At 39.4% G+C, this 13,184-nt stretch carries 11 protein-coding genes; 7 read left to right on the top strand and 4 right to left on the bottom strand.

Annotated elements, in window-relative coordinates:
* The first annotated feature begins 442 nt into the window (after positions 1-442).
* Positions 443-1,915: an anion permease gene (locus PSE60_RS08830; RefSeq protein WP_004910038.1), complete on the top strand. Its 1,473-nt coding sequence runs from the start codon at positions 443-445 to the stop codon at positions 1,913-1,915.
* Between the two features lie 76 nt (positions 1,916-1,991).
* Here the strand turns inward: PSE60_RS08830 and PSE60_RS08825 are convergent, their stop codons facing one another.
* Positions 1,992-2,198, bottom strand: a complete 207-nt coding sequence (locus PSE60_RS08825) for a 3-oxoacyl-ACP synthase (protein WP_272665163.1) — start codon at positions 2,196-2,198, stop codon at positions 1,992-1,994.
* Between the two features lie 357 nt (positions 2,199-2,555).
* Here PSE60_RS08825 and PSE60_RS08820 point away from each other — a divergent pair, with 357 nt between their 5' ends.
* Complete coding sequence (locus PSE60_RS08820; RefSeq protein ID WP_210837384.1) at positions 2,556-3,428, top strand: DMT family transporter; 873 nt, start codon at positions 2,556-2,558, stop codon at positions 3,426-3,428.
* Between the two features lie 231 nt (positions 3,429-3,659).
* Entirely contained in the window at positions 3,660-3,980 is a 321-nt protein-coding gene (locus PSE60_RS08815) for a hypothetical protein (RefSeq protein WP_004910043.1), read from the top strand.
* A gap of 58 nt (positions 3,981-4,038) precedes the next feature.
* On the opposite strand, the gene PSE60_RS08810 is transcribed toward PSE60_RS08815, so the two are convergent.
* Positions 4,039-5,130 (bottom strand): NADH:flavin oxidoreductase/NADH oxidase, encoded by a 1,092-nt coding sequence (locus PSE60_RS08810; RefSeq protein ID WP_210837385.1) that lies wholly within the window; start codon positions 5,128-5,130, stop codon positions 4,039-4,041.
* A gap of 541 nt (positions 5,131-5,671) precedes the next feature.
* Between PSE60_RS08810 and PSE60_RS08805 the strand changes: the two genes are divergently transcribed.
* The 4 genes from PSE60_RS08805 (at position 5,672) to PSE60_RS08790 (ending at position 10,229) form a co-directional block, all read left to right on the top strand.
* Complete coding sequence (locus PSE60_RS08805) at positions 5,672-6,988, top strand: CitMHS family transporter (RefSeq protein WP_272665162.1); 1,317 nt, start codon at positions 5,672-5,674, stop codon at positions 6,986-6,988.
* A 348-nt stretch (positions 6,989-7,336) separates the two neighbouring features.
* Positions 7,337-8,155, top strand: a complete 819-nt coding sequence (locus PSE60_RS08800; protein WP_272665161.1) for a VanW family protein — start codon at positions 7,337-7,339, stop codon at positions 8,153-8,155.
* A gap of 227 nt (positions 8,156-8,382) precedes the next feature.
* A complete protein-coding gene (locus PSE60_RS08795) occupies positions 8,383-9,093 on the top strand; it encodes an RNA ligase family protein (protein ID WP_272665334.1) in 711 nt (236 codons plus the stop codon).
* The gene (locus PSE60_RS08790) at positions 9,090-10,229 is read left to right on the top strand and encodes an AAA family ATPase (protein ID WP_272665160.1); all 1,140 of its coding nucleotides are present in this window, start codon (positions 9,090-9,092) and stop codon (positions 10,227-10,229) included. Before PSE60_RS08795 ends, PSE60_RS08790 begins: the two co-directional genes overlap by 4 nt.
* A gap of 46 nt (positions 10,230-10,275) precedes the next feature.
* Here PSE60_RS08790 and PSE60_RS08785 read toward each other — a convergent pair whose 3' ends face one another.
* Both PSE60_RS08785 and PSE60_RS08780 read right to left on the bottom strand, forming a co-directional pair.
* Complete coding sequence (locus tag PSE60_RS08785) at positions 10,276-11,328, bottom strand: 4-oxalomesaconate tautomerase (RefSeq protein ID WP_272665159.1); 1,053 nt, start codon at positions 11,326-11,328, stop codon at positions 10,276-10,278.
* 334 nt (positions 11,329-11,662) lie between these two features.
* Complete coding sequence (locus tag PSE60_RS08780; RefSeq protein ID WP_272665158.1) at positions 11,663-13,096, bottom strand: anion permease; 1,434 nt, start codon at positions 13,094-13,096, stop codon at positions 11,663-11,665.
* Between the last annotated feature and the right edge of the window lie 88 nt (positions 13,097-13,184).

Below are 13,184 nucleotides of genomic sequence, written 5' to 3'. Positions count from 1 at the left end.
TATGATTTTTTATATATTCAACATAATTTAGAATATTTCTTGATTTTATTTTATTAATTCGATTCAGCAATCATAAATTGAGGGTTCGCTATAAAAATAATTGAAATTTTAGTATATTAAGAAACAAATTTGATTATACGAAAAATGCGAGTGTATGTGTTGCTAGCCTAGTAACAAAGCAAATAATAAGCCCAGTTTTATTCTTACTCTTATTAATGTAAGAATAAGCTTATTTTTGTGTGCAAGATATATCAGAAGATTAATTGCTGAAATAATATATTACGTATTGTTACAAATTAGTTTGAGTTTTTATCATAAAAGAATCTACGTACTGATAAATATCAAGGTTTTTGAGCTATATATTGTTAACCTAAAGATAAAATTAGAATATATAACTGAAATTACTCTGTATTTCCATCTTTAAACGTGTATGGATAACCTTATGAATAAACTGACACCTTTAAAACCTGTTCCAACTCTAATCGCAGTTGCTATAACATTAATTATTTGGTTTTTAATTCCTGTTCCTGAAGGCGTTAATCCAAATGCGTGGCATCTTTTGGCATTATTTGTCGGCACAATCGCTGCCATTATTGGTAAAGCTTTACCGATAGGGGGTGTTTCTATTGTCGCAATTTCATTAGTTGCAGCTACAGGAGTCACTAATCCTGAATCAACCAAAGGGGCAATTGCGGATGCTTTAAGTGGTTTTTCTAATGACCTAATCTGGTTAATTGGTATTTCTATTATGGTTTCCATGAGCTTGAATAAAACAGGCTTAGGGGCAAGGATAGGTTATTATGTCATTTCTTTATTTGGTAAAAAAACATTGGGTATTGCTTATTCATTGGCAATAGCAGAAACAATTTTGGCTCCTGTGACACCAAGTAATACTGCACGAGGTGGGGGAATTATTCACCCAATCATGCGCTCGATTTCAGATAGTTTTGGGTCAAAGGCCGAAGATGGAACTGCAGGTAAAATAGGGCGCTACTTATCACTCGTTAACTACAATATTAACCCAATCACTTCTGCAATGTTTATTACGGCGACAGCTCCCAATCCATTAATTGTTAGCTTGATAATTAGCGAAACTAGCCAAGAAAATGAATTAACTTGGGGAATGTGGGCTATTGCAGCATTTGTTCCAGCCATCGTGTCATTAATATTAATGCCTTTGGTTATCTATTTTATGTATAAACCGGAAATTACCTCAACACCGGATGCACCAAATTTTGCCAAAGAACGTTTGCAGCAGTTAGGCCCAGTTTCATTGCCTGAAAAAATAACGCTCGGTGTTTTTGGGTTATTGCTTTTGATGTGGGCTGGTGTACCTGCGATGATTTTTGGGCCTGCATATAGTGTTAATGCTACCACAGCCGCCTTTATTGGGTTGAGTATTCTATTAGCGACAGGGGTCATTAATTGGGATGACGTGCTAAAAAACAAAGGGGCTTGGGATACGGTTGTCTGGTTCTCCGCTTTAGTGATGATGGCGAGTTTCTTAGGAAAACTCGGTCTCATTAAATGGATGTCATTAACAGTTGGTGCAACCATTGATGGAATGGGCATTAGCTGGGTATGGGGAATGTTAATTCTTGTTTTAATTTATGTGTATTCCCATTATTTCTTCGCGAGTACAACGGCGCATATTACGGCAATGTATGCGGCATTTTTCTCCGCGGGTTTAGCACTTGGCGCTCCACCAATGTTATTGGCCTTAACGTTAGCATTCTCATCATCACTAATGATGTCATTAACACATTATGGTACAGGAACAGCCCCGATTATCTTTGGGTCAGGTTATGCCACTCTTGCTGAATGGTGGAAAACCGGTTTTGTCATGAGTGTGGTTAACTTAGCCATTTGGTTCTTCATTGGTAGCGTTTGGTGGAAATTCTTAGGTTATTGGTAATTAGCTGAATTAGTTATTAAAAACAACCAATAGAAATCGGGCTATCGGCTCGATTTCTTCTTTTTAATATCCCTTGCTACAAAGAAGTGGCTATTGTGACAACAAGGCCACTTATTATAGAAATCAACATCACTTTCTCCCAACTAAAGACTGACGATGTTTTTAATGCGTGTTGCCATAACAGGCTTATTTCATCGGCATGTGCATACTTTCTTTTATTGATCGCCATCTTTATTTTTTTGATTGTATCGTTATCTATTGGTAATGTTTTTTGAATAACCATGCTATGACCTTCCATTAAGTTGAAGATGAAACTTCAATCGGTAAGATTGACACTGTTCGCCTGTATTAATTATCTCAGGTCATACAAGAAGAAAAATTGATGAGCTTTTATGCAAACTTCCTCTTTTATCCTATTTGAAATGAGACTTAATCTATTTAATAAGGAAAAAGGTAGCTTAGGAGAAAAATCCTCTTTATTAAGAGGAAATGGCTCTTGATTTAAGGTTACATTTATTATTTTTTGGCGAGATATTTTTTATTTAGAGAAGTCGGAGATAAAGGTCATAAATGTGATTGGTTTACATGCAAAAGCCAGTATGATGTAGCTGCGAGTCAGTTAATTTATTCAGAGGAACACATGTATTCACAAAGAAAGGCAGAATTTTTCTTGGTGCTTACCACGATAATTGCAGCTTGGGGATGGGTGTTTTCTCGAGAAGCTGTGCAGGGAATGCCAATATTTGCCTTTCTTGGTAGCCGTTTTTTACTCGCTGCTATCATTTTAGCCCCTTTTTGCCGAGGGAAAAAAAATAGAATAACGGTGAAGCAATTACCAAAAATATTAATGACAGGCGGTTGGATGTCACTAAATATGGCGCTCTGGATCCACGCGGTGGCAATAACAGACTCAATTGGCGAAGGGGCTTTTATCATGAGCCTCGCTATGTTATTTGTTCCATTAGTCGCATGGGCCATTTTAAAAAATAAACCTGTCCGTTATTTCTGGGAAGCACTCCCTGTTGCGGTATTAGGACTGGCATGCTTAACCTTATTTAAGGCTCAACTTGAATTTAAAGCAAGTCAACTGTGGTTTCTTGGCGCGGCAATTGTCCAAGCTATCTATTTTTGTTATACCAGTTTATATACTCGAACAATTCCTCTTTTACCGTTAACGGCCATTCAACTTGCTTGTACAGGAATGACAGGGCTTGTCTTGTCATTCTTTTTAGAAGAGTGGCCGAGCAGCATGACAATGCCTACCATGATGTGGTTTATTGCTAGTGTGGTGATAGCAACGAGTTTGCGCTTTGTGTTACAGCTTATTGGCCAAAAAAATACCACAGCAGGAAATGCGGCAATTATTATGATCCTTGAACCCGTGATGACCGTTTTTGTCGCGGCTATTTGGTACCATGAAAGAATGCCTTTTATCCAAATTGTGGGGTGTGTGCTAATTTTATCGTCATTATTCTACTATCGATGGCGCTGTTCTAATTCATTACCAAGGTAAAATACACATAATAAAAAAATGGGTTAATACAGCTTTTTTACCAGAAAACAGCTATGATTGTTATGAATAGTCAGTGATAGGGATATTAATCTTAATAAGAACGTCTTATTTTGTGTATTAAGATTAATGGTATTGAAAATATAAACGATATATCCAAAATAGCGTGAACTAGGAATAATAGCGGTTTATTATTATCACCTTAGTTAAAGCTGAATAGGAAATGGGCATAAAATGAAAAAATTAGCATTAATATTAGGTATGGCGGGAGCGATGGTTGTGTTGTCTGCATGTTCTGATGAAAAATCAGAAATTGCGGAGTACAAAGAGAATTTTGTGAATACCTGTGTTGTTGCATCAGGAAACCCGCAAGGTGAAACGGCAAATGCGGTCAGTGCAATTTGTGGTTGTGCCTACGATAAAACAATTGAAAAGTATGGTTTAGCTGAGTTTAAACGTATGGATGCGGAATTAGAAAAATCAGGTACTGCAGAACCTGAATTCCAAAAAACCATGATTGAATTTGTTCAACAGTGTTCGACTAACGCGCGTTAATTGTTTATTACTCGCAGCTATTTATTATCAATCAACAATAGCTGCGAGTTTATTATTTTTATTTAAATAAATGTTTAAATTGATGTGGAGCACTGCGCAAGTATTGTGGCGCAACATCTATCTGTTCATTCAATTCGCTCGCTGCTCGCCAAGGCCAACGTGGCTCAAATAGGATCCCTCTGCCAATAGCCACCAAATCTGCTTGATGGGTTGCAATAATGGCTTCAGCTTGTAAAGGTTCAGTGATGAGACCTACAGCAATAACTGGCATCATGGTATTTTCATGAATAGCTTGGGCTAAAGGGACTTGGTAATTTGGGCTCAATGGTATTTGCTGCGCTGGTGATAACCCACCTGACGAAACGTGAATGTAATCGCAACCCAAATCCTCTAGTAATTCAGTAAGTTCAATAGATTCAGGTGTATTCCAACCAGATTCAAGCCAATCTGTTGCAGAGATCCGCACGCCAATTGCAATATTAGGGTTAATTGTTTCTCTCATTTCATGGAAAATGTTAATAAGTAATCGAGTACGCCCCTTAAAGCATCCACCATATTCATCTTGTCGTAAGTTGGATACTGGTGATAAGAACTCATGCAGTAAATATCCATGAGCAGCATGGATCTCAATAACGTCAAAACCTGCTTTTTCAGCACGAATTGCTGCATCAATAAATTGCTGCTTTAGCTGTAAAATTTCTTCAACAGTTAATGCATGTGGTACCGTATTATCACCAAAAGCAAGCGCGGATGGTGCAACAGTTTGCCAACCATTAGGTTGTGTGGGTTGGATACTTTTCCCTCCCAACCAAGGTAAATCAGTTGATGCTTTCCTGCCTGCGTGAGCGATTTGCACCCCTATTCGAGCATCTGAAAACTGCCTGATATCGCTGAGCATTTGTTGCATTTCAGCCATTTGTTCATCATTCCATAAACCAAGATCTTTGTAGGTAATACGCCCTTCAGGAACAATAGCGCTAGCTTCTACAATAACTAAAGAGGCACCAGATAATGCAAGGTTCATATAGTGGGCTTTATGCCATGCTGTTGGCATGCCATTTTCTGCAGAGTATTGGCACATAGGAGGAACAATTATTCGATTTTTCAGAGAAACTTGGCCTATTGATGCAGGTGAAAAAAGGCGGCTCATTGGAACATTCCTTATTAGCAAGCTTAAATTATTTTAATATTATACTCCGTTAGCCAAATTTTTTTTGTGAGATGGTGTGGTATTACGGGGTAAATTTTGTTTTTAAGCGGATCGTTGATAGAAAATCAAGTGAAATTTTACATATTTGATCAAAACAATAAAAAGTATATTTCTCTAGCAACATAATGCAAAAAGAGGGGGAGAATATAAAAAAACGAGGTAAAAAATAAAATATAATAATAACTATTATTTTTTGATTGTTATAATTCTGTAACTTATAAATAAAATTAATTACCACCAACTTAGAATGGCGTTAATATCTGCTTATGGTTTTAATGGTTCTAATAGAGAATAAAGCTATTTTTTTATTTTAAATGATAATTTAAATAAGAATTAATGCATTGTTTGTGAAGCAAAAATATAAAATATTTCTTGCGGTTATATTCAATGGTTTATATAAGAAACAAGCTTGTTAAGTTAATGCAAACCAAGCTAAATGTTGTGTTTACCTGAAAAATATAATTCTAAGAAGGAAGTAGATGTGCTGACAATTATTGGTATTTTAATAATTTTATCGATAGTAACATTATTGATGATGGGGAAAGTTAGCCCAATTATCGCAATGTCTTGTATCCCCTTTATTGGTGCTTTATTTGCTGGTTACTCTGTTGCCGAAATTTCAGTATTCTTTGAAAGTGGTATTAATAAAGTGTCAAAAGTCGCAGCGATGTTTTTATTTGCGATTTTATTCTTTAGCTTAATGAAAGACCTGCACATTTTTGATCCGTTGATTCGTTTTATGGTTAAAATGACACGTGGAAATATTATTGTTGTTTGTATTATGACAACGTTAATTGCGGGGGTTGTCCATTTAGATGGGTCAGGTGCTGCGACATTCTTAATTATTATTCCTGCCTTATTACCTTTATACCGTCAACTAGGGATGAGTCCTTATTTAATGTTGCTGTTGATGTGTGCCAGTATGGGGGTCATGAATATGGTACCTTGGGGTGGGCCATTAGGCCGAGCCTCAGCTGTCACTGGAATTGATGCCTCGACCCTATGGCAACATTTGATCCCAGTACAATTAATTGGCATGGCTGGCGCAGTGGTATTTGCTATTCTGATGGGATTACGTGAAAAAAGACGTATTGCAGCGGCAAGTTTGAAAGGCACTACGCCATATGAAATGGATTCTTTACTACCTGTCAGTGACGACTCTGCAGATATAAGCGAAACGGTTCAGAAACCCAAAAAGCCACTTATCAATGGTGGGCTAATCATCGCATCCGTTATCTGTTTAGCATTTGGTTTATTATCTGCCCCTTATGTTTTTATGATCGCACTTTCCATTGCTTTAATGGTTAACTTCCCTAACCCTAGAGACCAAATGAAAATTTTGGCAGCCCATGCACCGCAAGCGTTGGGAATGGTGGCCATAATATTAGCCGCGGGAGCATTCTTAGGTATTTTATCTGAAGGTGGCATGCTTGAATCAATTGCAACAGACTTAACGGCTATTTTACCAACAGAATGGGTTTCTAAAGTCCATATTTTTGTCGGTATTTTAGGTGTGCCGATGGATATTTTTACTAGCACAGATGCTTATTATTTTGCTTTATTACCTATAATTCAACAAATTGCAGCCACCGTTGGTGTTGACCCATCTTCCGTTGTTTACGCCATGGCGATAGGCAACAACGCAGGAACCTTCGTGAGCCCGTTTTCTCCAGCTGCATGGCTAGCAATGGGCTTGGCTGGAATTGATATGGGCCGTCACTTACGTTATTCGTTCGGTTGGATTTGGTTGTTTAGTTTCTTTTTATTAGCGGTAGGGGCGTTAATCGGCCTTTATTGATCTGCACATCTTTGCTCGTCGGCTTTAACGCCACAGTGTTGTTAGCTTCAAAAGTAAACCCTAGGTGCATACTTGTCTATGCTCCTAGGGATTTACTTTTTTGCCGCCTAGCTGTGACATGAAATTCTTAGAGCAAATTATCTCTTCTTAAATCCTTATATCAAACCATCTTCATCTTGCCCGTCACCGCGTTGTTGGCTTCAAAAGTAAATTCTAGTGATAGGTAACTAGGGTTTGATTATTTTTCAGTTATTCAACTATCGCATGTTAACTATCAGATAGTTACTATGTCGAAAAACAAATGGCTATGACATGATTTATTGGTTAATTATATCAATAAGGTTTGTTATGCGTAGGCCACTTTCTTCCTATCATCCTATTCTCTATTGGCTGCGGGTAACTCAAAAGCGCTTAGCTCGAAGATTGCATTGGGTATGTTCTGCCAAGCATTATGCGAAGTCAAAATCCAGTGAACGCCTTGAATATCGCTACAACAAGCATACATCTAAGCTGATCCGTAAATTAGGTGAATCAGACCTACGCTTGCAATACAACAAAGTAACGAATTTACGTATTGCTGCTGAAGCGATGAATGGAGTTATTATCTACCCGGGCGAATATTTTTCATTTTGTCGGCTCGTAGGAAAACCGACTTCGCGCAGAGGTTTTCTTGAAGGTATGGAACTTTCGTTTGGTGAAGCTCGTTCAGGGATCGGCGGGGGAATTTGCCAACTAAGTAATTTAATTCATTGGATGGTATTGCATTCTCCATTGCAAGTGGTTGAGCGTGCTAATCATAGTTTTGACCCATTTCCAGATGAAGGGCGTGTATTACCCTTTGGTTCAGGGGCGGCAATTTTTTATAATTATATCGATTTGGTTTTCTATAATCCGACACAAAGTACTTTTCAATTGGTATTTAATATCGCTGAACATCAACTTGAAGGGGAGTTATTGAGTTGCACATCCCGTGAGCATAAATACCATATTTATGAGAAAAACCATAAATTTACCCGAGAAAATGGAGTTATATACCGCCATAACGAAATTTGGCAAAAAGTGACAACTAAAGGACAAGAACCTAGTACTTTGCAGGATAATTGTTTGTATCGTAATAAAGTGATAGTGAAATATTCCTTAGATGAAAGCCAGATAGCGGTTGAATAATATCGCTAGCAATGAGATTAGGAATAAATTGATAGCCTTTTTCTTGACAATTAGACTAAAATTCAACTGTTTTCCTTCAATTTCGCTAATTTTGACCCTTAGCTAAGTAAAAATGAGGCCGTTACTCGGAATAAATATGTAATACCTACACTTGATTTCTCAACCATTAAAGACGCAAATCTAGCAAAAAGATTTGTGGTTATTTCTATTTCTTTAGAGAAAGCATGATGAATATGCAATCAAGAAAGTATGGTAGAACGTATCACTATCCGTTCTCCCCTGGTACGACTAGTGATGATCGCATTAATAGCGATTGGTGGTCGCACATCCAAAATATAGACAAACTGGTTCACACAGAAAAATTGGATGGTGAAAATAATTGCTTAAACCGTTATGGGGTTTTTGCGCGCTCTCATGGGGCTCCAACTCAATCGGTATGGAGCCAGCAAATTCGCCAACGTTGGCAGTTGATTAAAGATGATTTAGGGGATATTGAACTATTCGGTGAAAACCTTTACGCAATACATTCCATTGAATATCAACATATTGAAGATTATTTCTATGTGTTTGCTGTTAGGCAAGGGGAGTATTGGCTTAGTTGGGAAGAGGTGCAATTTTATGCGGCTTTATTTGATTTTCCAACTGTCCCCCAATTAGATTTATCACTCAGTAAACATATGGACAAGCAAGAATATGCAAGTTCATTAATTACTGCGGCATCATTAGATAGCCAATTTATTGCGCGTGATACCCACACAGGGAAAGCCTGTAGCATGGAAGGGATTGTGAGCCGTGATAGTCAAGGGTTTCATGTGGATGATTTTATGGCACATGTTTTTAAATATGTGCGTAAAAACCATGTCAAAACTGATATCCACTGGAAGCGGCATTGGCAGCGAGCCAAGCTGGCCTTTGAATTGCAAGGAGAACAGCCATGAGTTGGCAATTAACCCAATACCGTGATTGGGCACAGCTTGAAAAACAGTTCGATTTTGTGCGTGATATGCAATATGTGCCGCAAGACCGTTTGCACCATGCGGAAGGCAATGTGGCTATTCACACTCAAATGGTGTTAGTGGCTTTGGAGGGTTTACCTGAATATCAACAGCTTCCAGAACTTAAACAACAAATCGTTTGGGCGGCAGCGTTGCTACATGACGTCGAAAAACGCAGTACAACAAAAGAAGATGAAGAAGGGCGAATTCATTCGCCTGGACATGCCAAAAAAGGTGAGTTATCTGTACGCAATATATTATTTCGGCAAATAGAAACTCCTTTTGCTATTCGTGAACAAATTGCAGCTTTAGTTCGATTTCATGGTTTACCGCTTTGGTTAATGGAAAAGCCAGATCCTGAACGCACGTTATTTGCTGCTTCGTTGCGTGTTGAAATGTCTTTATTGTGCATGCTTGCGAAAGTCGATGCGATAGGGCGTACGTGTGAAGATAAAGCGGAATTGTTGGCCAGAATCGAGCTATTTGAGTTGTTCTGCCGTGAGCAGGGTTGTTGGGATCAACCTAAATCATTTGCTTCGCAGGCTGGGCGTTTCCATTATTTTCATCATCAAAAGGGCACTACGGATTATCAACCTTTCGAAGAAACTGGTAGCGAAGTGGTTATGCTATGTGGTTTGCCGGGGATGGGAAAAGACCATTTTATCAAACAGTTTTACCCACAAACTGCGGTGGTATGTTTAGATGATATTCGCCGAGAACATAAAATCAACCCAGCAGACAAAAATGCCCAAGGTTGGGTGGCTCAGCAAGCCAAAGAGCAAGCTAAACGCTTATTACGCACTAAAACACACTTTATTTGGAATGCGACGTCATTAAGTGCCTCTTTGCGAGGAACAATGATCAGCTTATTTGAACGCTACCAAGCAAAAGTTCATTTAGTTTATTTGGAAGTGCCATTTAAACAGTGGCGACAACAAAATCAACAGCGTAAATATGCGGTTCCAGAGCAGGTTATGGAAAAAATGGCAGGGAAGTTAGAATTGCCAACTCCAGATGAAGCCCATCAAGTATCCTATTATATTGATGGTAATTTTGAATCGTTACTTGCAGAAAAATAAAATTAATCGCCTGCCTCTTAGTTAGAGGCAGGACGTGATATTAGTTTTAAGGAACGTACACATCGCCCTCGAAGAGTTTTCTTGCTGTACGAATAATTGACGCCTGAATCCCTTCCGGTGAATTGCCTTGTTGGTTTAACGACACGTCAAATTTTCCACTTAAATGTTCAATGGAAATGTTATTCATATCAACAGAGTGAATATATTGCTGAGTAATACTATTAGGAACAATAGTACTTGTCGCAATGGCGATAGCACCAGTCACGGCAAGTGCGCCATGGCATTTATGTGGCATAAAATAACGGACATTAATTGTTCCACCGTGAATGGCAGGTGAAATCAATATAGGCTTAGGGATAACTTTTTTGCTCACATCACCAAGCCCCATCACAGCGCCTGCTTGTATACGAATAGCTTCGAGCTTTTGCATAAATTCGGCATCAGTTTCGAGCTGTTCTGCGGTTTCATAACCGGTTTTATTAAGCTGAGGCGCATCAATCAACACCACAGGCATCGCCATATCAATACAACTAACATCAATACCTTCAATGGTGTCAATAGCGTGGCCAGTCGGGAGCAATTTTCCTGTTTTAGTTCCACAAGCATTTAAAAATGTCAGTGCAACAGGAGCGGCATGACCGGGTACACTCGCAATTTCAGTGTCACCATCATAATCGACATGGCCATCAGGCGTTTGTATAGTAGAGTTGACGAAGGTGTTTGTATTGACATTACGGATCCTCACAGTCGTTGTTTCACCTGTGATAGGGACCAAGCCTTTTTCGATAGCAAAAGACCCCACGGCACAAAGAATATTGCCACAATTTGGTGCGGTATCAACAATGCGCTCAGTAATAGAAACCTGAGCGAATAAATAATCAACATCAGCATCACGGTGGGTTGAAGGGCTAATAATTGCGACTTTACTGGTTTGTGGGCTGCCACCACCAATGCCATCAATTTGCAAAGCATGGCCAGAACCCATAATCGCTAGAATCAGCTCATCCCGTTGTTGTATGTCTTTAGGAAGGGAGTCCGCTAAAAGGAATACGCCTTTCGAGGTGCCGCCACGCATTAAGGTACAAGGAATTTTTTTCATCTGTTTACCCGTTATATTTCACGCTGTGCCTGTGTTGGCTACGCTCAGTCACCCAAGTCACATACTTTTGTATGCTCCTTGGGATGCCTTCACTTGCCGCCTTGCCACAACGTGAACTATTTAGGGTAAACCCGTTAAGTATTACGCTGTGGCGGTGTTGGCTTCTTTCAGGTACCTAAGCCACATACTTGTATATGCTCCTTGGGATGTGTATCAGCAATTTTCTCTTAACAAAATTATTCAGAGGTCAGATTGCAAATAGGTAGGTAGCCTGAGGAAATCAACGAAGCCATAAATAAAGAGGGCACAAACTAAGTTGTGCCCTGAATAGTGTTTAAATTAATCCAGTACTGATTAAAATTTCCCACCAACCTAAGCCGATAGTCATGTGAACGAATAAGCTAATGAAGGCCACTAACCCGCCGATGATCCACCAAGAACGGATATCGTTATAACCTGCACCGAATACGATAGGTGCTGCGGCGCCGCCATAGTGAGTCACGCTTCCGCCGTAAGCATTCGAGAACAGCAAACCTAGAGCGAGTAGCATCGGAGGAGCCCCTGCAACCATACCGACAGTGGCAAATACCGGAACCATGGCTGCAACGTATGCACCACCAGATGCAAATAAGTAGCGAATGGCAACACTGATGAACATGATGACAAAGAAAGCTAGCATCGCTTGGTCACCGAAGGAGAGATATTGGCTCATGGTATCCGCGAGCCACTTGAAGAAGCCTGCTTTTGTGAGAACACCAGACATACTGATGATACCACCGTACCAAATCAGGGTATTCCAGCCGCCTTTATTCTTCAGTACGTCATCCCAAGTTACAACACCGAGGATCAGGGTTAATGCCATGACCGCAATCGCGACGCTAGAAGCGCTGACGCCGATAAGGTCAGAGAAAATCCAGCCACACAGCGCGATAATAAAGACAATACCCAGCAATTTTTCACGCATAGTCATTGGGCCTAAATCTTCCAGGCCTTTGGCCGCGATCTCTTTGTTATTCACCTTTTTCAACTCAGGCGGATACAATTTGTAGATCATTAACGGCGTCAAAATCAGCATGATTAAACCTGGTACAGAGGCTGCAAGTGCCCATCCACCCCAACTTAAATGGATGCCCATAATGTCACTCATCATGGCAAGGGCGAGTGCGTTTGGTGCCATTGCGGTCAAGAACATATAGCTGGTGGTTTTAGTCACCATATAAACGTTGACGAGGAGATAGTGGCCTGCTTTACGTGGACTTTTTTCTGGATCAGACCCTAAAGCAACGGCGACACTATTGATGATTGGGAAAACAATCCCTCCTGCACGTGCGGTATTAGAAGGCGTCGCTGGCGCGATAATTAAATCAAGGATTGCGGTCACATAACCGAGCCCTAATGTTGTACCACCTAACTTACCAATCAAGATATAAGAAAGACGTTTACCTAAACCAGTAATAACAAAGGCGGCACTCAGAGTAAATGCAGCAAATACAAGCCATGTCGTACCGGATGCATATCCGCTTAAAACTTCACTTGCTTTGACATCTTTAGTACCCGTTACTCCAATAATTACCGCACTTGCAGCAATAGTGGCTAATAAAATAACAGGCTCTGAATATGGTTTAAGTACCAAACCAACAATAGCGGCAAGATAAAGACCGAATAACAACCACGCAATATGTGGTAGCCCCGCTGGTGTAGGTATTAAAGCAATAATAATTGGAATGGCTATTAACACGAATAGCTTCCATATTTTTTCTTTTTGCATAAGCCAATTTCCTTGATTAAATCAATATTAAATTTATTTAATATTAAATTGAATGAACTTTAATATTAGGAATTTGTTAAAATGATAA

The sequence above is a fragment of the Providencia sp. PROV174 genome (assembly GCF_028480685.1).
Taxonomy (GTDB): Bacteria; Pseudomonadota; Gammaproteobacteria; order Enterobacterales; family Enterobacteriaceae; genus Providencia; species Providencia rettgeri.
This window is presented reverse-complemented; position numbering and strand designations above follow the sequence as displayed.

What these genes read in the sequence shown, in the direction of transcription:
- PSE60_RS08830 (WP_004910038.1), top strand. Translation starts at nt 443, where the DNA reads ATGAATAAACTGACACCTTTAAAACCTGTTCCAACTCTAATCGCAGTT.
- PSE60_RS08825 (WP_272665163.1), bottom strand. Translation starts at nt 2,198, where the DNA reads ATGGTTATTCAAAAAACATTACCAATAGATAACGATACAATCAAAAAA.
- PSE60_RS08820 (WP_210837384.1), top strand. Translation starts at nt 2,556, where the DNA reads ATGTATTCACAAAGAAAGGCAGAATTTTTCTTGGTGCTTACCACGATA.
- PSE60_RS08815 (WP_004910043.1), top strand. Translation starts at nt 3,660, where the DNA reads ATGAAAAAATTAGCATTAATATTAGGTATGGCGGGAGCGATGGTTGTG.
- PSE60_RS08810 (WP_210837385.1), bottom strand. Translation starts at nt 5,130, where the DNA reads ATGAGCCGCCTTTTTTCACCTGCATCAATAGGCCAAGTTTCTCTGAAA.
- PSE60_RS08800 (WP_272665161.1), top strand. Translation starts at nt 7,337, where the DNA reads ATGCGTAGGCCACTTTCTTCCTATCATCCTATTCTCTATTGGCTGCGG.
- PSE60_RS08795 (WP_272665334.1), top strand. Translation starts at nt 8,383, where the DNA reads ATGAATATGCAATCAAGAAAGTATGGTAGAACGTATCACTATCCGTTC.
- PSE60_RS08790 (WP_272665160.1), top strand. Translation starts at nt 9,090, where the DNA reads ATGAGTTGGCAATTAACCCAATACCGTGATTGGGCACAGCTTGAAAAA.
- PSE60_RS08785 (WP_272665159.1), bottom strand. Translation starts at nt 11,328, where the DNA reads ATGAAAAAAATTCCTTGTACCTTAATGCGTGGCGGCACCTCGAAAGGC.
- PSE60_RS08780 (WP_272665158.1), bottom strand. Translation starts at nt 13,096, where the DNA reads ATGCAAAAAGAAAAAATATGGAAGCTATTCGTGTTAATAGCCATTCCA.